Origin of the sequence: Glutamicibacter protophormiae, from assembly GCF_014647495.1 — a bacterium.
In the GTDB taxonomy this organism is placed as follows: domain Bacteria; phylum Actinomycetota; class Actinomycetes; order Actinomycetales; family Micrococcaceae; genus Glutamicibacter; species Glutamicibacter protophormiae.
On sequence record NZ_BMPH01000003.1, the window covers coordinates 303,040 to 323,470 of the forward strand.

24 protein-coding genes are annotated in these 20,431 nt (G+C 62.8%); all 24 read left to right on the forward strand.

What is annotated here, in order from left to right; all coding sequences use genetic code 11:
• The first annotated feature begins 41 nt into the window (after positions 1-41).
• The 24 genes from IEY43_RS05800 to IEY43_RS05915 all read left to right on the forward strand — a co-directional run bounded on the left by IEY43_RS05800 (position 42) and on the right by IEY43_RS05915 (position 20,426).
• Positions 42-1,526 (forward strand): HNH endonuclease, encoded by a 1,485-nt coding sequence (locus IEY43_RS05800; RefSeq protein ID WP_188947656.1) that lies wholly within the window; start codon positions 42-44, stop codon positions 1,524-1,526.
• Between the two features lie 68 nt (positions 1,527-1,594).
• A complete protein-coding gene (locus tag IEY43_RS05805; protein ID WP_188947657.1) occupies positions 1,595-2,245 on the forward strand; it encodes a DUF7341 domain-containing protein in 651 nt (216 codons plus the stop codon).
• Between the two features lie 273 nt (positions 2,246-2,518).
• Positions 2,519-2,698, forward strand: coding sequence for an HNH endonuclease (locus IEY43_RS18495; protein ID WP_374189854.1), 180 nt, complete (start codon positions 2,519-2,521; stop codon positions 2,696-2,698).
• Positions 2,699-2,949: 251 nt separating this feature from the next.
• Positions 2,950-3,507 carry a DNA primase gene (locus IEY43_RS05815; RefSeq protein ID WP_188947659.1) on the forward strand — a complete coding sequence of 186 codons (558 nt, stop codon included), beginning with the start codon at positions 2,950-2,952 and terminating at the stop codon, positions 3,505-3,507.
• A gap of 41 nt (positions 3,508-3,548) precedes the next feature.
• The gene (locus IEY43_RS05820) at positions 3,549-3,926 is read left to right on the forward strand and encodes a hypothetical protein (protein ID WP_188947660.1); all 378 of its coding nucleotides are present in this window, start codon (positions 3,549-3,551) and stop codon (positions 3,924-3,926) included.
• Positions 3,923-4,363, forward strand: a complete 441-nt coding sequence (locus IEY43_RS05825; RefSeq protein WP_188947661.1) for a hypothetical protein — start codon at positions 3,923-3,925, stop codon at positions 4,361-4,363. Before IEY43_RS05820 ends, IEY43_RS05825 begins: the two co-directional genes overlap by 4 nt.
• A 14-nt stretch (positions 4,364-4,377) precedes the next feature.
• Complete coding sequence (locus IEY43_RS05830; RefSeq protein WP_188947662.1) at positions 4,378-5,913, forward strand: hypothetical protein; 1,536 nt, start codon at positions 4,378-4,380, stop codon at positions 5,911-5,913.
• Between the two features lie 20 nt (positions 5,914-5,933).
• Positions 5,934-7,496 carry a hypothetical protein gene (locus IEY43_RS05835; RefSeq protein ID WP_188947663.1) on the forward strand — a complete coding sequence of 521 codons (1,563 nt, stop codon included), beginning with the start codon at positions 5,934-5,936 and terminating at the stop codon, positions 7,494-7,496.
• Entirely contained in the window at positions 7,496-8,233 is a 738-nt protein-coding gene (locus IEY43_RS05840) for a VG15 protein (protein WP_188947664.1), read from the forward strand. The genes IEY43_RS05835 and IEY43_RS05840 overlap by 1 nt, the downstream gene beginning before the upstream one ends.
• Before the next feature lie 76 nt (positions 8,234-8,309).
• Positions 8,310-8,966 carry a hypothetical protein gene (locus IEY43_RS05845; protein ID WP_188947665.1) on the forward strand — a complete coding sequence of 219 codons (657 nt, stop codon included), beginning with the start codon at positions 8,310-8,312 and terminating at the stop codon, positions 8,964-8,966.
• 15 nt (positions 8,967-8,981) lie between these two features.
• Positions 8,982-9,374 carry a head decoration protein gene (locus IEY43_RS05850; RefSeq protein ID WP_188947666.1) on the forward strand — a complete coding sequence of 131 codons (393 nt, stop codon included), beginning with the start codon at positions 8,982-8,984 and terminating at the stop codon, positions 9,372-9,374.
• A 15-nt stretch (positions 9,375-9,389) separates the two neighbouring features.
• Positions 9,390-10,409, forward strand: a complete 1,020-nt coding sequence (locus IEY43_RS05855; RefSeq protein WP_188947667.1) for a major capsid protein — start codon at positions 9,390-9,392, stop codon at positions 10,407-10,409.
• A gap of 107 nt (positions 10,410-10,516) precedes the next feature.
• Positions 10,517-10,870, forward strand: coding sequence for a hypothetical protein (locus IEY43_RS05860; protein WP_188947668.1), 354 nt, complete (start codon positions 10,517-10,519; stop codon positions 10,868-10,870).
• Positions 10,870-11,259 (forward strand): Gp19/Gp15/Gp42 family protein, encoded by a 390-nt coding sequence (locus IEY43_RS05865; protein ID WP_188947669.1) that lies wholly within the window; start codon positions 10,870-10,872, stop codon positions 11,257-11,259. The genes IEY43_RS05860 and IEY43_RS05865 overlap by 1 nt, the downstream gene beginning before the upstream one ends.
• Positions 11,260-11,265: 6 nt before the next feature.
• Entirely contained in the window at positions 11,266-11,613 is a 348-nt protein-coding gene (locus tag IEY43_RS05870; RefSeq protein ID WP_188947670.1) for a hypothetical protein, read from the forward strand.
• Positions 11,606-11,905 (forward strand): hypothetical protein, encoded by a 300-nt coding sequence (locus IEY43_RS05875; RefSeq protein WP_188947671.1) that lies wholly within the window; start codon positions 11,606-11,608, stop codon positions 11,903-11,905. Before IEY43_RS05870 ends, IEY43_RS05875 begins: the two co-directional genes overlap by 8 nt.
• A 20-nt stretch (positions 11,906-11,925) precedes the next feature.
• On the forward strand, positions 11,926-12,297 hold the full coding sequence (locus tag IEY43_RS05880; RefSeq protein ID WP_188947672.1) for a gp17 family tail completion protein: 372 nt from the start codon (positions 11,926-11,928) through the stop codon (positions 12,295-12,297).
• Between the two features lie 92 nt (positions 12,298-12,389).
• The gene (locus IEY43_RS05885; RefSeq protein WP_188947673.1) at positions 12,390-13,055 is read left to right on the forward strand and encodes a hypothetical protein; all 666 of its coding nucleotides are present in this window, start codon (positions 12,390-12,392) and stop codon (positions 13,053-13,055) included.
• Positions 13,056-13,155: 100 nt separating this feature from the next.
• On the forward strand, positions 13,156-13,311 hold the full coding sequence (locus IEY43_RS05890; RefSeq protein ID WP_188947674.1) for a hypothetical protein: 156 nt from the start codon (positions 13,156-13,158) through the stop codon (positions 13,309-13,311).
• A 31-nt stretch (positions 13,312-13,342) separates the two neighbouring features.
• Complete coding sequence (locus tag IEY43_RS05895) at positions 13,343-13,669, forward strand: hypothetical protein (RefSeq protein ID WP_188947675.1); 327 nt, start codon at positions 13,343-13,345, stop codon at positions 13,667-13,669.
• Positions 13,670-13,836: 167 nt separating this feature from the next.
• Positions 13,837-14,124: a hypothetical protein gene (locus tag IEY43_RS05900; protein ID WP_188947676.1), complete on the forward strand. Its 288-nt coding sequence runs from the start codon at positions 13,837-13,839 to the stop codon at positions 14,122-14,124.
• Positions 14,125-14,173: 49 nt separating this feature from the next.
• Positions 14,174-18,559 (forward strand): aggregation-promoting factor C-terminal-like domain-containing protein, encoded by a 4,386-nt coding sequence (locus IEY43_RS05905; RefSeq protein ID WP_188947677.1) that lies wholly within the window; start codon positions 14,174-14,176, stop codon positions 18,557-18,559.
• Positions 18,556-19,410 carry a phage tail family protein gene (locus tag IEY43_RS05910; protein ID WP_188947678.1) on the forward strand — a complete coding sequence of 285 codons (855 nt, stop codon included), beginning with the start codon at positions 18,556-18,558 and terminating at the stop codon, positions 19,408-19,410. Before IEY43_RS05905 ends, IEY43_RS05910 begins: the two co-directional genes overlap by 4 nt.
• Positions 19,411-19,424: 14 nt before the next feature.
• Entirely contained in the window at positions 19,425-20,426 is a 1,002-nt protein-coding gene (locus IEY43_RS05915) for a hypothetical protein (protein WP_188947679.1), read from the forward strand.
• The last annotated feature ends 5 nt before the right edge of the window (positions 20,427-20,431 follow it).

Here is a 20,431-nt window from a genome sequence, read left to right on the forward strand (position 1 = left end):
AACGAACGTACTGATCCATTTCATGAAAGGAGGGAAAAGAATTGCCATTCTTCCAAGTTGACGACCAACTCCACGTCAATCCCAAAGCATCAGCGCTCGCCGAAAAGGCGTTGCAGGATGACTTGGTGGGGATCGCAGCCATGGGGCTGTGGACGATGGCCGGCAGCGTGACCCAGGCGGCTTTGACCGACGGCCTGGTCTCCCACATCCAGCTGATGAAGATCCTGCTCAATAGTGATGCAGTTGATCTCTTGGCCGGGCAGTTGGTTGAGACGGGCCTGTGGCATACCGCCGGGCATGCATGCGAGCAATGTCCTGCAGTCAAGGAGGGGCATTATCTTTTCCACGACTGGTTCCAATTCGGGTATGACACCGGCGACAACGTACGCTTGGCCAGAGCCAAGCGTAAGGAGCTCGCTGATCCGCAGATTCGCGCCGATGTGTGGGCGCGTGACGCGGAGGACTTCCCGAAGTGTTCCAGGGGAAAATGCCGCTACTGCGGCGACATGGTCTTCAAGAAGACCAGCAAGGGAGACAAGCGCCCTGAATTGGATCACATTGACCCTACCCTTGCCGTGGGTGCCAGGAACATCGTGTTGTCCTGCGCCGCGTGCAACCGGGAGAAGGGCAGACGCAATCCGGAGCAGGCAGGCAAGACCCTGCGCCCCGCTCCAGTCCGTGAAACCGCTTCGGCTTTGTCGAGCTCGACGATCGCACCTTCGGGTCCGCTGAACGTCGCTCCGGAGACCGTCCCGGAATCACCGGCTGTTGAGCTGGGGGCGCAGGATCCAGCCTCACGCTTCGGACTCAACCTCGCCGCCAAGAAGCCGGCAGCCTCCGGCGCTCCGTTGAGCTCGACGATCGCACCTTCGGGTCCGCTGAACGTCGCTCCGGAGACCGTAGAGGCACCGCCGGTCATTCAGGCAGCCACCGCTCTGTCGAGCTCGACGATCGCGCCCAGGGGCCTGCAGAACGTCGCTCCGGAGCAGGACGCCGAACAGGCCGAGGACGAGACCAGCGCGCCTGCCTGGATGATCGAGGAAAACCCCGACATTCCGGCTGCAATGACCAAATTCTCGACCATCGATGGTCCAGTAGACGAACCATCCATGGTCGAAGAGCAAGAAGCTGTCTACGGGCGCGCGCATGCGCGTGCACGGGCTGGCAGGGCAGGGCAGGGCAGGGATGGGTTAAGGGCTGGGTCTGGCCAAGGTCAGCCTGAGCTACCCACTGATTCCTCTAAGCCTCGAAGATCCAGATCCAGACGCAGACGGGGAAAGAAGAATCCTGATCTGCAGTCGCAACCTTCCAGCACTCAACTCTCAGGACAGCAGGACCATGGCACCCATGATGCGGGTGAGGCTCCGGCTGTGTTGACGGGTGGGAGGTACGGGTCCAGGTATTACGGGGTCAAGGGTCAGAAGGTGGACGAGCCGAACGTCGATTGCCAGCTCCATGGATTGCAGCTTCCATGCCGGAAGTGCCAGGACTCGGTCGATGGATGCGCTGCGGGTGGTGGTGCTTGAAACCTGATCAAGTCGAGGGGTGAGTGCGGTTGTTGGATTGTTTGCAGGATTTGATGAGAGGAAGCACAGTGACTCAGGAGAATGTTTTGAGTGAGAAGCAGCAGTTGAAGCGTGGCCGTACGTGGCGGTTCCGTGATCAGTTGCTGGATTGGTCTCCGGAGATTATCGAGGTTGAGGGCGAGGGGCCTCGCGTGGGGATGCAGAAGCCGTTGCTGTTGGAGCTGCAGGAACAGGTGCGTCCGTCGGGGGAGGGTGGTGCTGGTGGTGCTGGGTTTGGCCCTGGTATGCCGGTGGCTGCTGCTGCGTTGGCGTTGATGCAGGATATTGAACGTGAGGTGGCTGATCGGTTATGGTCGTTGCCTCGGCCGGCTCAGGTTCCGGAGAAGCTGGCTCAGCGGATCCAGTATTGGGTGACGTGCTTGAATGATCGTCCTGATCTGATCGATGAGTGCTATACGGTGCTGGGTGGTTGGGTGCAGCGGATCAATGATCTGTTCAATCCCCCTACCGTGGTGCGGTTGCGCCGGAAGTGCCCGGCCTGCAATCTGTCCCATGTATGGGAAACCCTGGATGGGGAGAGGGTGCAGAATCGTGCCCTGGTGGCTGCGATCCGCCCGGCCTCGGATACGCCCGTACTGGTTGAGTGCCGGGCATGTGGCGCCGGGTGGTGTGGGCCGAGCATTCATGAGCTGGAGGAGCTGACGAGACCGCAGGAGTAGTGCGTGTCGCTGGTGGTTTGCATTCCGTAGGTGAGGTGGTTTAAGCTGAGACCACTTGCTACACGTGTATCCAAATCACGGTGATTCGAGAGGGCTGGCCGACATGGCTGGCCCTCTTGTTCGTTAAGGCTGTGGGTTGGAGGTGCAGTGGTGGCGACTTCTCGCACCGGCACGGCGCTGTGGAAGAAGATTGTGGCGCGTGTGCGCTATCGCTGTCGGGTTGTGGAAGGTCAGACGCGTTGTCCTTGGTGCAGTGTGGTGCTGAACTGGGAAGTGTCGAAGCTGCCGAACTCGGCAGAGGTTGATCACATCGTTCCTTCTGCTCAGGGCGGTGCGGACTCGGAGGAGAATGCGTGGGTGATTTGCCGGCGGTGCAACGGCTCCAAGGGGAAGCGTTCACGGCCGCGGAGCGTCGTTCATCACGCGCCGCTGCGCAACTCGGGTCGCTTCTGATGCGGCTCGCTTCGCCCGGCGTGCCCCTGGGGGGTATCCCCTACCCCCTCTCAGCCAATCGCCCCCACCTCGCATAGCGATATATCCCCCCGGGCTTCTGACCTGAGGTTTTGAAAATTATTCGACTCTGACTAGGTGTTTTGCGAATGGCTTGCGCGCTCACCTGGTTGCCGGATTCTGACTAGGCATTTTGTGGTCAAAAACCCCGGAATCTCGAGGATTTTTGCGTTACAACTTGGTAGAATTGAAGCATGAGGAAATGCGAGCACTGCGACAAGGATCTGGCTACGTGGCGTAGCCGGCGTGCTCGCTTCTGCTCGGTCCGCTGCCGCGTTGCCAGGTGCCGCGCCAACAAGCGAATCCCCAAGGATCTGACCAGCCGCAAATGCTGGGTACGCCGCGACGCGCTGAAGCGTCCGCTCACCACCACCGGCGCACTGGCCTCCGTCAGCGTCTCCAACGGCTGGACCTCCTATCAGGACGCCAAGAACGCCACAGCAGGCGTCGGAATGGGCTTCGTCCTGGACGGCTCCGGCATCGGCGTCATCGACCTCGATCACGCGTTCGCTGCCGACGGCACGCTGCACCCCTGGGCGGCCGCCGTGCTGGACCAGAACCCGGACACCTTCACCGAAGTGTCCCAGTCCGGCAACGGGCTCCACATCTGGGGCTACCTCGCCCCGCAGCGCGGAAAGAAACTCCGCGACGGCCGAAACATCGAGATCTACTCCATGGGCCGATACATGGCGCTCGGAACCCCGCGCCGGGGAACCAGCCCAACACTCAAACCACTCGTCGTCCCCATCTAGCGCGGCCCGGTGCTGCGCTCGCCGTGAAGGAGTCAGCACCGATGGCAACCAATGATTTCCCTGAAAAGAACGCGTTGACCGAGGCGGTTCGCCTGGCGGACGGTTTGGGGCGGCGCGTCTCCGTGGTGCTTCACCAGCGTCGGAACGTCTTGCCACAGATTTTTGCCGATACCATGGCGCTGGCCACCCCTACGCGGGTCGCTCGTGTGCGCCGCGTCTACGGCAGTGAGCGTATCGACTTCGCCAGCGGAGGTAACATCCGATTCTTCGCGCCGCCGCGCACGATTGCGGGTGACAGCGCCGATGTGCTGGTGCTATCCGATGAGCTGACAGAAGAGCAACGCGAATACTGCATACCCGCGATTGTCACCAGCAAGAACCCGGCGGTCATCCAGCTCGGTGACCTCGCGAACCGATGAATCACGAACCAGCCGGTCTGGGGGAGCGCGGCGCCCGGGTCTTCCGGTCCCTGACCAAGGACGAGACGAGCCCCATGATCCTTGAAACAGCGATCGAAGCAGCCCGCGCTGCCGACCGGCTCGATGACCTCGACCGTGCGATCCAGGGCGAAGGCGTGCTGGACCTGATGCGCGCCGCACTGGAAGACAACGGCGTCTACGGTGGCGAGCACAAGATCACGATCAAGCTCCAATTCTCCGGAGTCCTCATGGAAGGCCGGCAGCAGCAGGACAACTTCAGGAAGCTCATCGCCGAAGTCGCACGCCTCAAGACGCTAGGCAAGCCAAAGACCGAGGGCGCCACACCGGCCCCAGAAGCGCCGAAGGTCGACAACTCCACGGAGAACGAACTCGACAAGCGGCGCAAGGCGCGGGAGAGGGCGCGCAAACACGGGTAGGACGGTGATGCACGGTGCTGTACGGCAGTCAGATCCCGTTGCACAATACCGCACCGGACGGCGAGGAGTATCTGGACGACCATGGCGAGGACGCGGTCTGGTACGCCCAGAAGTACGGGCTGACCGCCGACCCCTGGCAGAACACCACCGTGTGCTCCTGGCTTCGGCAGACACCGGACGGCAAGTGGGCCTGCGCGGTCGCGGGTGTCACCGTGGCGCGCCAGAACGGCAAGAACGGCGGCTTGGAAGTCGTCGAGCTGTACCTGATGGCCCAGCTCGGGATGAAGATCCTGCACACCGCGCACGAGGTCAAGACCGCGCAGAAGGCGTTCGCCAGGCTCAAGCACTTCTTCGGGGAATCCAAGGACGACCCGAACGCGAAGTTCCCCGAGCTCAACGCCATGGTTGAGAAAGTCCGCAACGTCAACGGCCAGGAAGCGATCATCCTCCGCAACGGGGGAAGCATCGAGTTCGTGGCCCGCTCCAAGGGCTCGGGCCGCGGCTTCACCGTGGACGTGCTGGTGCTCGACGAAGCCCAGGACATCAACGAGGAGCAGCTGCAGGCGCAGTTGCCGACCATCTCGGCCGGCCCGGCGCAGAACCCGCTGACCATCTACATGGGCACCCCGCCGTCGCTGGAAGAGCTGGCCAAGGGAAACGGGCGCCCGTTCCTCCGGGTGCGAACCAACGCGCTCAAGGGCCTGCAGCGCATCGCCTGGGTGGAATTTGGAACCCCCGAGTACATCGAGGACATGACCCCCGAGGAACTGGCCGAGTACGTGCAGGATCCGGCGAACCACGCCAAAGCCAACCCGGCCTACAACCTGCGCATCATGCCTTCCACCATCGAGGGCGAGCTGGGCCAGTTCTCCCCGGAATCATTCGCGCGAGAACGCCTGAACAAATGGCCCAAGAGCCTCGAACACGTCTCGGTCATCCCCACCGAACGGTGGAGCGCCCTAGGCGTCGAACCACCGCCGCTGGCTGTCGCCAACCTCTGGCAGACCGCATCTTTCGGCGTGGACATGAACCGCGAACGAAACCGCGTCTCCATCTCGGTCTCATCATTCGTCCCGGAAGACGAAGAGAAGATCGTCCTGGAACTCATCGGCTCCGCCAAATACGACGACGGCGGCACACCCAAGCTCGTCCAGTACCTCTGGGACCGCGCCAAGCGCATCCACCCGGTAGTGATCGACGGGCGCTCGCCGGCCGTGTCGTTGGTGCCGCATCTTCGGAAGAAGAAGATGAAGGTTCGTGTGCTGGGCGGTGCCGAGTTCGTCGAGGCATCCATGGGGTTCTATGACGCGGTCATGCGTGACAAGACGATCGAGCACCATTCGGAGCCGCGCTTGGACCAGTCCTTGGAGGGCCTGGGCAAGCTGGCCGTGGATAAGACCGGCGCGCAGTGGAAGTTCACGCCGATGGATCTGACCAAGCCGTATCACCCGTTCATGAGCACCTTGTGCGCTCATTACGGGGCAGTCAAATTTGTCCGCCGCCGTATCGGCGAATCCGCCGAAACCCGAGATAGTCACGGGTTCGGTTAAGAATCTGAGGAGGTGCGTTCGTGATTCGTGCACTGGATGACGATGAGCTCAAAGAACACACCGAGATGACTAAGCGCATCGAGGACAAGTACCGGCGCAACAAGCTGAAGCTTGATTACTACGACATGAAAGCCAAGCTGGATTTCATCGGCTTCTCCATCCCAGATGACATGAAGGACTTGGAAAGCGTGATCGGCTGGGCGGCCAAGTCGGTGAACGTCCCATCTGACCGCATCCGGCGCACCGGCTTCACCGGCCCCGAAGGCAACGCGACGCTGACGCGCCTGACAGAGCTGGAGGAAGAAACCGAGTTCCAGCGCCTTGAAACCATGGCCCGGCACTCGGCCGCGCAGACCTCATGCAGCTTCGCGTTCTTCACCCCCGGCGATACCGACGCGGGAGAGCCGGAGAAGATCGTCAGCATCAAGGACGCCACGATGGCCACGGCGATCATCAACCCGCGAACCCAGCAGGTGACCGCCGCACTGGAAGTCGTGGATCGAAACACCCAGTTGCTGTACCGGCCGTTCGTGACGCTCCGCTTGGAGCGCCGCGGCGGACGCTGGGTGGTCGCCGACGAGTACGAGACGGGCACTCGCCGGGTACGCTGCACCCCGTACACATGGCGCCCGGAGCTTCGCCGGCCTTTCGGCTCGGCACGCATCAACCGGGCCGTCATGGGGCACATCGACCGCGCGGTGCGCACGATCCTCCGCCAGGAAGTCAACGCCGAGTTCTACAGTTCGCCCCGCGGTGTTCTCGAGGACGCGCACAAGGGTGCGTTCTTCGACAAGAGCGGCAAGCGGATTGACCCGTTGCGCGCCATCGGAGCGATCTGGGGCATCCCGGCCTACCGGGACATGGAAACCGGCGACATGCGCTCGCCGGCCTTCAAGCAGCTGACCCAGGCGTCGTTCCAGCCGCACTCCGAACTTCTGCGCAGTATCGCCATGAACTTCCACGCCGACACTGACATCCCCCTCGGTCAGCTCGGAGTGGTTCAGGACAATCCATCCTCGGCCGACGCGATCCGTGCCGCGGAGGATGGGTTGATCGCCGTCTGCGTGACGCAGAGCGACCACTTCGGGTACAGCTCCCGGAGCGCCGCGCTGAACATGCTGTCCTTGGAAGCGCCCGACAAAGAGATGGACGCGATCACCAAAGACATGGCGAAGATCCGGCCGAAGTTTGCGAACCCGGCGACCCCAACGCCGGGTTCGCAAGCTGACGCTGGCTCCAAGTTCGTGACGGCATTCCCCGATCTGCAAGGCTCGGATCTGGCGCTGGAACGCTTCGGGCTGGACTCCGACGAGGTCAGCAGGGCCAAGGAGTACATGCAGTCTAAGAACGGCAAGAGCGCGCTGCAGCAGGCGCTGGAAGCCGCGTCGGCACGCCCCCAGGCGCAAGCATCCGGACAGCAGAAAGTGCTGCACCCGCTGGAGGAACAGAAGCTACGCGCCGAGATGCTCGGCCTGCTGCGCCGCGCCGGCGTCACCGCGGAAGCAGCGGCGAAGTCCGCCGGCCTTGAAGGCATGGAGTTCGTGCCAGGTAACCCGGTGACCATCCGCGAAGAGCCGGCCTGATGGCCAGCAGCGAGGAAGCCCGCCAGCTCCGTGCCGCAAACGCGGAGCTGGTCGGGCTGGTCACCGACGAGCTGGAATCGATCTTCTACGCACTGAATCTGGAACGCCCGGAACAGACCCGCGACGCGATGATCGAAGTCCTGCCGCTCCTCCTGGACAAGTACGGGCCAATCGCCGGGCAGATCTCGGCCGATTGGTACCGCATGATGATGCCAGGATCCAAGCCGGAAGTGATCGGCTCGAAGATCAAGCTCGAACAGATCCAGCGAAAAGTTCATTGGGCCGCCGCCGACCTGTTCACCGACAACCCGTTCGCCACCCTCCGCAAGCTCACCAGCACCATGGGAGTCTGGGCCCGGCAGCCGGGACGGGAAACAATCCAGATCAACGCGAACCGCGACAAGGTCGGATGGGGACGAATCCCCAGCGGGCCGAAAACCTGCGCATTCTGCCTGATGCTGGCCAGCCGCTCCGGCGCATGGCTCTACAACAGCGAAGAATCCGCACTCCGCGCCGGCCACGGCGACAAATACCACCACGAATGCAACTGCGAGCCAATGCTCATTCGTGGAGCTGACGACCTCCCCGACACCGGCTTCGACCACCGCGGCGCATACGTGGCCTACTCGCAGGCCATCGAATCCGTCGGCGGAGCCGCATCCCCGGACGAGATCACCGCGGCCCTGCGCCGCATGTTCCCAGACCTCCTCACCGACGGGGTCCACGAAATCTACTGAGCAGGACAGGCGCGATGCCTGCCCCGCTGCACGTCTCGCGATGAGACACCACCACCCACCAAAGGAGCACATCACCATGCGCAAACCCACCCCACCAGCCTTCTTCGAACCGCTGCCCTACTACATGACCGCGATGGGCATGCAGGGAGCGCGATTCATCGAAGGCAACGACGGGTCCGGATCCGGCGAAAGCGGCAATAACGGCGACGGCGAGCAGGGCGGCGACAACCAGGAAGGCGGAGAGGGAGGCAACGACCAGGGCGAACAGCTCAAGGAGTCGGGCAAGAAAGCCCTCGAAGCTGAGCGCAAACGCGCCAACGAACTGGACAAGCTGCTGAAAGCCGAGCAGGCCAAGACCAAGGCCTTCGAGGACGCGAAGCTCACCGACGCCCAGCGCGCCGAAAAGAACACCAAGGAGCAGCAAGAAGAACTCCAGCAGCTCCGCCGCGACAACCTCCGACTCACCGCGCTCGCCGGTCACTCGATTCCTGAGAAGTATCAGGCGTTGGTGAAGGGCGAGACGAAGGAAGAGCTGGATGCCTCGGCTGCATTGATCGCTGAACTTCTGGCTCGCGCCGGTGGCTCCGGAGACGGGAAACCTGGCCAGAAGCAGGACAAGCAGGAGAAGCGTGATCCGGTGCCCGGTTCGGGTTCCGGTGGTGATGGCCCCAGCCAGAAGAGCTTCGCGGCCGGCGCGGAGCGCTACAAGCAGCGCAACCCGAAAAAAGACTAGAGAGGAAGAAACCCCATGGATCTGAGCATCAAGCGCGTGACCTTCGGAGTCGAGGATCAGTCCTGGCTCGGTTCGGCCCACGGCACTAACGCCGCGCAGACGATCACCCTGGACGTCTCCACGTTCACCAAGGCCACCCACTACCCGGAAGGCCTGCTGAAGTCCGGCCTGCCGCTGATGAAGCTGCCCAGCGGGAAGTACGGACTGCACACCGGCCCGGCCGAACCAGTGGCAGATACCCCGGTGCTGGCCGGGTTCCTGTTTACGACCACCCGCGCTCCGGAGAGCTCGGCAACGCCGATCGGCGCCGCCCTGCTGGAACACGGGCGCGTGAAGGTCGCGAACCTGCCCGTACCCGTCGACCCGGCTGTGCAGGCGACCGCCGCCGGCCGACTCATCTTCGCCTAGAAAGGAACATTTCTCATGGCACTGACCCTTGATGACCGTTATGTCGCTCCGCAGGAGCTGACCGGTTATGTACGTGAAGCGCTCTCGGACCTTCCGCAGAACGCGTTCAACCTGGAAACCTACCTGCCGGACAACCCCGTTGATGATATCGAGTTCCGTGCGGTGACCGGTGGCCGAGGCCTGACCCAGGTTGCGAAGTTCCGCAGCTTCGACACCGAGTCGAATATCGGCAAGCGCGAGGGGATCGCCAAGATCTCCGGCGAGCTGCCGCCGATCTCGGAGAAGATCCGCCTGGGCGAGTACGACCGCTTGAAGCAGCGCAAGGCCGACACCGCGATTGCCGATGCGATCATGGACGACGGCGTGAACCAGGCAATGAAGATCCTGGCCCGCGCCGAAGTCGCCCGCGGTGAGCTGCTGCAGACCGGAAAGGTGACCATCACCGAGAACGGTCTGGGACTCGAAGTGGACTTCGGCCGCAAGGCCACCCACAGCCCGACCGCGGCAACCCTGTGGAACGCCCCGGGCTCCAAGCCGATCGATGACCTGCTCGCATGGGTTGCGGTCTACCGCAAGACCAACGGCATCAAGCCGGAGACCATGCTGACAGACCAGCAGGTCGTGTCGGTGCTGATGCGTCACGAGCAGATCCGGTCGATGACCCTGGCTCCGGGCGCAACCACCCAGATCGTCACCATCGACGCGATCCAGGCCCTGTTCACGTCCCTCGGCCTGCCGCGCATCGAGGTGTACGAAGCGCAGGTCGCGGGCGACGACGGCGACGCCGTGGACATCTTGGACCCGAAGAAGGTGACCCTGCTGCCTCCGCTGACCGCCAAGATCGGTGAAACCACTTGGGGCACCACCGCCGAGGCGCTGTCTCCGGCCTACAAGCTGGACGAGGAGATCCGCCCGGGCATCGTGGTTGGTTCCTACTCGGATCAGGATCCGGTCGCGCAGTGGACGAAGGCTAGCGCCATCATGCTTCCGCTGGCGCCGAACACCAACCTGACGCTGGCCGCCAAGGTTCTCTAGAGCCTGCCGCGCCACATCGACGCCCGCCGGCGGTTCCGCAGCCCGCGAGGGTTCGGGACCGCCGGCCGGGCGCACCAGACTCGATACAGAAAAGGAGCGTGAACCAGATGCCAAAATTTACCGCGCACGTTCACCTTTACGATGAAACGGGTGTCCTCGTGTCGTTCGCCCCGGGTGACATCGCGCCGGCATGGGTCAAGACACTGGCCGGAGCCCACGTCCTGGACAAGCCGTTCAGCAGCAACAGCCCGTCGAACCGCAACCGTCAGGCGGCCGCCAAAGCCGACCCGAAGAAGCAGGAACCGAAGGGCCAGGAAGAATCTGGCACCTCGGAGAAGGAAAACGATGAGGAAGCTGGCAAGGAGTCCGAAGACGCCGGCAAATCGGAAGGCTCCGACGCTGAAGACGACGAGCTGTCGTTCACCAGCGAGGAATCGGACGAAGAGGGCAAGGGCCAGTAATGGCTTCGCCCTTCGCGAACCTCGCGGACCTGCGCAAGCACTGGCCAGCCCTACCCGCCGAGGATGAAACCGAAGCGGAGCAGAAGCTGATCGAGGCGGCGCTGATGATCCGCCAGCAATTCAAGGACATTGATTCGCGGATTGCGCGCGGCGACATCGACGCCGACGTGGTCAAGCTGGTGGCGTGCCGGATGGTCAGGCGGGCCATGGACCTCCCGGAGGACGTTCCTGAGAACGCTGGCCAGCTCAGCTTCGCGGCCGGCGGCTTCTCGCAGTCGATGACCTTGCGGAACACGGACGGCTCGCTCTATCTGGGCAAGCAGGACATGAAGCTGCTGGCCCCGGACGACGAGTCCGGCCAGTTCTTCAACCTCATGCCGGGAAGGTGAGCACCGATGGGTATCGTGTCCAGGTTTCCGAAGTCGTGGAAGATCACCGTCGAGGTGCACCGCTCCGGCGGGTCCGACGACAACGGCGACCCGAAGCCAGTGCAGGTCATCAGCCTGAAGGAATGCTTGATCGGCCCGCGCTCGTCCACGGAGAAAGATTCCGCCTCGGACGCTGCGACCAGCGAGCTGTCCTTGTTCCGGGATCCTGACCCGGGCTTCCGCTTCAAGTCGACCGACCGGATCGTGGTTCCTGCAGGAGCATTCAACGCCGGGTCTTACCTGGTGTCGGGGCGGCCGCGGGAATTCCCCATCGGCGTGGAAGTGCCGCTGGAAGGGGTGGGCCCGGATGTCTAAGCACTACGAACAGGATGCCACGGGGCTCGCCGAGGTCGCCCGGTCGCCCAAGATGCAGGCCGCGATGGTTGGCATCGCCACCGCGGCGGCCGCCGGAGGCCGGGCGATCAGCCCTGTGGACTCCGGAGAGTACCGCGACAGCTTCCGGGTTGTGCCCACCACGAACACGGCGGGCTGGAAGCGGGAAAAGCGCGCCGCGGCGCGCATCGAGAACGTGGCGCCGCACGCGGCAGCAGTGGAGCGCCGAAACAAGATCCTATCCAAACTCGCCTCCATCATCGAGAGCGGGTAACCCCATGATGGAGGTATCGCATGTTCGTATTCCCTGACGCAGCAAAATGCGTGAAGGCCGAGCTGGAGGCCGTCGGCTTTGACGCTACCTTGCAGCTGAACCCCGAGGACCTCGATGGACGCGAAATCGTGCATATCAAGGACATCGGCGGGACAGAGCAAAGCGTGTTCCGCACAGACCGCCTCACCGTGGACGTATACGCCCAAGGTCGCACCGCAGCCAAGGACCTCGCAGAGGCAGTCCGCGCTGCGCTCCTGGATCGTCCGCTGGACACCCCGGACGGTGTGGTCGACAGCGTCAAGGTCGACGTGGTCCCCACCAAGGAGGAATTCCCGTCCGCCACCCTGGTCAAATTCACCGCGATTTACCGGGCCGAGACCCGGCCGATCTAGACCGCCCATCCTAGAAGAAACCACCACCAAGCCCTTCCACCCGGGAGGGCTTTCTTTATGCCCGGATACCGGGCGGAAAGGTCGTGTGAGCAATGACTGCACAGACTTGGGGCGCTTTCCAGAGCGCCAACGAAAACGCGAAGGGTGTCCGCAAGACGCTCGGCGCTGCCCTGTTCCTCGCACCGGAAGATGCTGCGGTGCCGGGGGAGCTGGTCGACGCGACCGGCCTGCTCATCAATGAGCTGCCCGCCGGGTACCTTGCGGTCGGCCTGCTGTCTCCGGACGGCATCAACCACGAGCGCGAGACCGACTCCGAAGGTGTGCCGGCGTTGGGCCACCTTTCGCCGATCCGCGAGGACGTCACCGGGGACACCCGCAGCATCACCTTCACCGCGCTGGAAACCGTGCGCGCCAACGTGGTCGCACTGGTCGAAGGCATCACCCTTCCAGAAGTGTCGGCGGCCGGACTCGTCCGCTACTCGGTGCCGGACTTCCCGCAGAACAAGTTCTACCGCTGCGTAGCGATCACCTTCGACGGCTCGATCACCGAACCGTGGTTCGAATCCAAGTTCTACCCGCGAGTCTCCGTGACCAGCTTCCCCTCGGAAGCCTGGACGCAGTCCGATGCCCGATCGTTCGAGATCGGCCTGAAGGCCTACCCGGATTCGGAGCTCGGCTACATCAAGGACGAGCAGAAGGGCGGCCTCGGCTTCAAGAAGAACGCCGAAGCCCTCGGCTGGGAGATCGCCACCCCGTAGCCGCGGCCTATCAATACTTCGTGGCGGCTGGTTTCTCTGGGTGTTCCAGCCGCCACGGATTTACCTCCAACACCCGAACTCTTCAACCAAGGAGCACACCATGACTGTCCTGGTAAGCCCAGACAAGAAGATCGAAATCCCGACCGAGAATCCGACCGAAATCGTGCGTCTCAAGGCCGAAGGCTTCACCGTGAAGCCCGGAACCGACAAGCCCACGGATAAGCCGGCCAGCACCCCGGCCAAGTCCACCAAGTAACCACCCAAAACACCCAGAAAGCAGGTTCGTCATGACCGATGCACCAAAGATCAACGCCACCCTGAACGATCTCGATTCCGGAGCTCAGGCTGGTTCCTTCGTCCTGGGATTGAAGGGCGGCAAGCGCATCACCTTCCCGGACCCGGGCGCGATGGAATGGACCGCTGCCGAAGAATTTCTTCAGGACCTGCAGTCGCAGAACACCCGCGGAATGCTGGAAAAGTGGCTGTCTGAAGCTGACTTCAAGAAGCTGCTCGCCGACAAGCTGAACCTGTACCAGATCAGCGAGCTGGGCAAGCTGGTGAACGCCCACTACGAAGCGATCTTCGGTGAGCAGGGAAACGGCATCGGCTCCTAGGAGCCCTGTACCGGTACCGTGACGCGATCACCGCAGACCTTGCGCAGGTCTACGGGGCAGACCTCGAACAGCTGTGGGGCGCTCGCCGATGGGCGCACCTGCTGCGGCTGATTGACGGCCTGCCCGACGCGTCACGGTACAAAGCCGCGATCCTCAACGATCCGGAGATGGCACGGCTTCTGGTGGAGCAGGAAAGCGGAGGCGAGTACTCGGCACCGATCGAGGAATGGGACACGGCGAACAAGATCGCCGCCATGACCTATGACCGGATGGGCGAGCTCATCAAAGCAGTCCTGTCCACCATCCAGGTGCAGAAGGGCAAATCGCCACCGAAGTACCCGGCCAAGCCGTTCCCCGGCCCGCGCACTGCGGTCGAGGACGCTCGGAAGGCATTGGCCCGGGAAACCGGGCAAATGCTCATCAACTGGGCCACCCCTCACGCCGCCGACGGCTAAAAACACCCTCCAAAGATTCGCTCGTTTACGACCTTCTGAGGAGGGTGTTTTGGCATTTAATGCTGGCAACGCATTCGTGACAGTCACGCCACGATTCGTCGCGTTCCAAACCTACGTGCGCCGTGAGATGAACTCGGTCATGCCCACCGAGGGGCGCTCCGCCGGCAACGCCTTCGGCAAGTCAATGTCCGAAGGCGCGCAGGCCGGAATCAACTCCGAACTGCCAGGACTCAAGCGTGCCGCCGAAGCCGCAGGCAAAACCGTACAGTCCGCCACCGAGAAAACCGTCAAGGCCCGCGACACCGCGGCCGACGCGGTCGGCAAGCTGCGCGTCGCCGAAGAGAAGCTGAACCAGGTACGAGACTCGGGCAAGGCGACTCCGGACCAACTGGCCGCGGCCGAGGAGCGCGTGGCCTCCGCACAGCGCAAGGTAGAACAGACCTCCCGCGCCGCCGAGAGCGCGCAAAAGACCTACGTCGAGGCCATGAAGACCTCGTCCGCGGCCCACGAGACCCTGCAGAAGGCCGCCGAGGAATCGGAAAAGGCCACCAAGGACGCAGGCAAGTCCTCCTCCGAAGCATCCAAGACCTACGCCTCCGGCTGGCGCGGCGTGGGCCAGCGCATCAAGGGTGCGCTGACCGGCGGCGTGAAGACCGCTACCGCGGCCGCCAAGAAAGAAGCAGAGTCCGGCGGCAAACGCGCCGGCACCGGATTCTCCAACGCATTCAAGGGCGCCGTCACCGGCGTAGCAGCAGGCTTCTCCGTCGCCGCCGTCGGCGGCTTCGTCAAGGACTCACTCGACCTCGCCGGAGCAGCAGAGCAGTCCGTCGGCGCCATCGACACAGTCTTCAAGCAGAACTCCGCCGTCATGCACCAGTGGGCCGCGGACGCGAAGAAGAACGTCGGCATCTCCTCCAACGAGTACCGCGAACTGGGAACCCTGCTCGGCTCCCAGCTCAAGAACGCCGGCACCCCCATGGACGAGCTCGCCGACAAGACCAACGGCCTGATCGGCATGGGCGCCGACATGGCCTCCATGTTCGGCGGCACCACCAAGGAAGCCGTCGAAGCGATCTCCTCAGCCCTCAAAGGCGAAATGGACCCCATCGAGCGCTACGGCATCACCCTGAGCCAGACGGCACTCGAAGCAGAAGGCCTGTCCAAGGGGATCCTGAAACCAGTCGTCGACTCGGAGAAGGTCTCCGAAGCAGCAACCAAAATGGCGCTGGCCCAGAAGAAGTACAACGAGGTCGTCAAGAAGCACGGCAAGGAATCCGACCAGGCCCAGCGCGCACAGCTGGCACTGACCTCCGCGGAGCGCGCCTACAACAAGGCGACAGCCGGCAAGGTGCCGAAGCTCGACAACGAATCAAAGGCGCTCGCCGTGCAGTCGGCGCTGTATGCGCAGTCGGCTGACGCGCAGGGCAACTTTATGCGCGAGGAAGACACCTTCGAGCACAAGCGCCAGGTGGCGATCGCTTCCTGGCAGGACTTGAAGCAGACCCTCGGCAATGTTTTCCTGCCCGCGGCGACGCAAGTGTTTTCTTTCATCGGTGACCAGGCGATTCCGGCTCTGGAGTCGTTCGGCGGCTGGGTGAAGCAGAACGAGGGTTGGCTGAAGCCACTGGCAATCGCGGTGGCTTCGGTGGCCGGCGGGTTCCTCGCGTTCAGGGGCGCCATCTCGATCATCAGCGGTCTCACGACGGTTGTGACCGGGTTCAAGGGCGCTTTCGCGGCGCTGAACGTGGTCATGAAGGCGAACATCTTCGGCATCATCATCAGCGCGATTGTCGGGCTGGTGGCCGTGTTCATGTACTTCTGGAACACGAACGAAGGCTTCCGGAACTTCTTCATCAACGCGTGGGAGGCGATCAAGAACGCCGTCGGCGTCGCCGTGGAGTGGATCAAGGGCGCACTGGCGACCATGGGCGACTTCTTCAGCACCGTCTGGGGAGGCATCAAGGTCGGCGTAGCTGCGGTAGTGGACTTCTTCACCAACACAGTCGCGCCGATGTTCGTGTGGTTCTACGAGAATGTCATTACCCCGATCTGGAACGGCATCAAACTGGTCATTGCCATTGCCGTGACCGCGGTGATCGGCATCATCAAGATGTGGGTCTGGGTGTGGCAGAACATGCTTGCGCCGGCGATCACGTTCGTGTGGGAGAAGATCCTCAAGCCCACGTTCCAGGCGATCGGCAACTTTTTCGCGTGGGTGTGGACGAACCTGCTGAAGCCGGCATTCGACGCGCTCGTTGCCGGATTCAAAGCGGTCGGCACGTTCTTCTCCTGGGTGTGGACCTCGCTGCTGAAGCCGACGTTCAAGGCCCTCGGCGATTTCTTCGTCTGGGTTTGGAATACGCTGCTTAAGCCAGCTTTCAATTGGGTAAAGCAGAGTTTCACGAATATCGTAAATTCGATTAAGTGGACTTGGAATAACGTCCTCAAGCCGGTTTTCAACGCCCTGGGCACTTTCTTTAAGTGGGTTTGGGAAACGATTCTGAAACCGGCGATTGACGCGGTGAAGAATCACTTCCAGAATTTCGTGAACAATGTCAAGTGGTTCTGGAATAACATCCTGAAGCCAGTGTTCAATGCGGTGGGCACGTTCATGCGCGATACGGTCGCACCGATTTTCAAGCGTGCCGTGGACACCATCAAGGACGTGTGGTCGTCGATCAAGGGGGCATTCAAGAACGTCTGGGATTGGGTTTCTGAGAAGGTTTTCGACCCGGTCAAGAAGCTCATCACCGAGACGATCCCAAATGCCTTCCAGACCGGTGTGGATTCCATCAAGGAAGCTTGGAATAAGGTCGCGAATATCGCCCGGAAGCCAATCAACTTCGTGATCGAAACCGTCTACGGCGGCCTGCGAAGCACCTTCAACAAGGTGGCCGACACCCTCGGCCTGCCCGACGACTGGCGCCTGCCTGAGGTCAAGCCGCTCGGTGAGTTCTACACCGGCGGCTGGACGGGCCCGGGGCACAAGTACCAGGAAGCCGGTATCGTCCACGCGGACGAGTTCGTGGTCCGCAAGGAGTCGCAGCGTTCGATCGAGCGCAGCGCCCCGGGCTTCCTGGACGGGCTGAACCGGTTCGGTGCGAAAGCGCTCGGCTACGCGAACGGCGGATTCGTCCGGCCGGTCAAGGGAGGCGCCTACACCTCACGGTTCGGAGCTTCCCGCGGACGGTACCCGCACGCCGGCCTGGACATCGCGGTGCCCATTGGCACACCAGTGTTCTCGCCGATGGACGGCACCGTCCGGGTCGCCAAGACCAACGCGGTCACCGGCCGCACCGGCCTCGGCATCCTGGTCGATCACGCCAATGGCATCTCCACCTACCAAGGCCATCTGTCGCAGCTCATCGCACAGGCTGGACAGCAAGTGAAAGCCGGCCAGCAGATCGCCCTCTCCGGCAACACCGGCCGCTCGTCCGGACCACACGTCCACTCGGAAGTGTGGATCAACGGCAAGCCGGTGGACCCGTGGAGCTACATCAACGGCGGAGCCACCCCGACAGGAGGCTCCGGCGGTGGAGGGTGGAACCCGCTGCAGGCCCTGTTCGACCTGAAGGACAAGATGGTCGCCGACTTCACCGACCAGTTCGGTTCCAGCAACATGCTCGCCCAAATCGCGAGTGGTGCGCTGGGCCGGCTGTTCACCGGTCCTCTGGACTGGATCAAGGAGAAGGCGGCAGCCGTCGGCGACTTCGCACAGGACACCTGGGGCAACGTCAAGGACGTGTTCAACGGCAAGGACTCAGAAGCCCAATCTGCAGTCCGCAACGTCGCCAACGGGTACGGCTGGGGAACCGGACGCCATTGGGACTCCCTGTCGAAACTGATCAACAAGGAGTCCTCGTGGAACCCGAACGCCCAGAACCCGACATCGTCGGCGTACGGACTGTTCCAGTTCCTCAATAGCACCTGGTCCGGCGTCGGAGGCCGCAAAACCTCCGACCCGGCACTCCAGGCCCAGTACGGCCTGAAGTACATCCAGCAGCGCTACGGAGACCCCGAGAAGGCCTGGGGCTTCCACAAGAAGAACAACTGGTACGCAAACGGCGGCCGGGTCACCCCCGTGCCGGCGTTTGCCAAAGGCGGACTCGCCAAGGGCATCGCCCTGGTCGGCGAGAACGGCCCCGAGCTGGCGAACTTCTCGTCCACGGCGCGCATCAGCACCGCGGACATGACCTCCCGCATCCTCGACGGCGCCGGACTGCAAACACAGCTCGCCGCCACCCAAGGACTCGGAGCCGGGTACATGGACGCCATCCTGAAATCCATCGAGGTCACCAGGCACGTCTCAGACGGCCGCGGATTCGAAGGAATCCGCATCGACCGCGTGGAACTGCCACCGCGGGCCACCGTGGACGACCTGGTCGGAGCGCTCAAGTTCGAGAAGCGCATGAGCGCGAGAGGCGGTGCTCGATGAGGTTTCGTTTCGACGGGGTCGAATTCGGTGACAAGCTCCCATTGTTTGTCACCGACTTCGACCAAGGCACGACCGAGTACCGGACGAACGACACCGAGCGCTCGCAGGGTGACGGGATGATTGCCGGCCGGGACTTCCTCGGCGGGCGTACCTGGGGGTTCAGCGTGTCGACGAACATGCGGAACTTGCCGGATGCGTCCATGGTGGAGTCCCGGCTGGCGGCCGCTTGGCATAACCCGAAGCACCGTAGTAAGTCGCTGGCGCTCGTCCCGCTCTCTTATGAGCTGGGCGGGCGCTGGCGGCGCGTGTATGGCCGGCCGTCGCGGTATGCGGGCATTCGCGGGGACATTCAGGCGGTGCAGGGCCATGGCCGGATCGAATGCGATTTCCGGATCCATGACCCCCGCTATTTCGATGACGTCGAAACAGTGTTGCCGTTGCCGATTGTTCCGGCTTCGACTGGCGGGCTGATGGCGCCGTTGGTGGCGCCGTTGTCGACCGTCCGGTCTTCGGCGCCGCGGGCCGGATTCGTCGACAACACCGGGACCGCCCCCACGCCGCTGAAAGTGATTTTCAAAGGGCCGGTCGTGGATCCCTACGTCCGTTCGGCAGCAGGGTGGGAGATCGCATTGAATGCGACGATCCTGCCCGGGCAGACGGTCACGGTGGATGCCTTAGCGGGGAGTGTGCTGCGCGGTAATGCTCCGGCCGCTGGGCTGCTGACCCGTAAGACGCGATTGTCTTCCGCGGTGCTTCCTACGGGTGTATCTGACCTTACTTTCGGTGGTATTGATCCAACGGGGACGGCTTCGGTCGAACTTCGTTGGCGCAATGCCTACTGGAATATCTAACTGAGGAGACTGTTTTGGCTATTGATTCAACCCCCTGGTTCGTGGGAGGTGGTGCCCAGCATTCACCTGAGATTGCTCGGGTGCTGGCCTACGCGGCTACTTCCGGTGCTGAGGGTGTGGTGGAACCGCCTTCCCTGCGGGTGACTGCGCAGTCCACTCCGAACGGTACGGTGTCGGTGCGGCCAGGTGCTGCGTTGATCCTGAACCGATATGCGGGTGGCGGTCAGCAAACCTATGTGCTGCGCAACGCGTCGGCAACATCGGTGGCAATTCCGGCGACGGGTGCTGGGGCGAGCCGGACGGATGCGATCATCGCCCGTGTACTGGACCCCCAATACGAGGGATCAGCACCAGCCGACCCCGTCACGTTCCAGTACTCGAAGATTGAACATATTGGCTCGGTGCCGGCGAACCTGACTGACATCAAGCAATTGAATCTGACCTACCCTGCTGTTTTGTTGGCTCGGATCCAGATCCCGGCTTCTACGGGCACGATTACGAGCGGGATGATCACTGATTTGCGAGAAGTGGCTATCCCGCGCCGGGAGAGCGTCTTGCGGACCTACGCGTTTACCAGTGGCGAGGGGAAGATCCTTGGAAACACCACGGCTTACCCCACCGGGTCCACGTGGGCTGAGGAAGCACCTGACGCGTGGGGCCCGATCCGGATCCCGTCGTGGGCCACCAGGGTTCGCATCACGGTGATGTGGGCTGGCGTAGGTTGCCCTGCCGGGAATGCGAAGGGGTACGTGTGGGCGCAGATCGGCTTGAACTCGAATCCTGATCGAGTGATAACGCAAGGAACGAAATACGATACCGCGTCATCCGGCGGTTGGACACGGCAGGTGTTCATCGCAGCTGACGATAAATACATCCCGGCGTCGTTACGTGGCACCGAGCAGAAGATCTACCCGCGCGCGAACGTGGATGCCTCTGTGCCGACAGCCTCGCGAGTGCAGCTGGATCCTGGTTCATCGATCATTCTGCAGGCGGAGTTCATCGAGACCGCCGATTAGGAGGC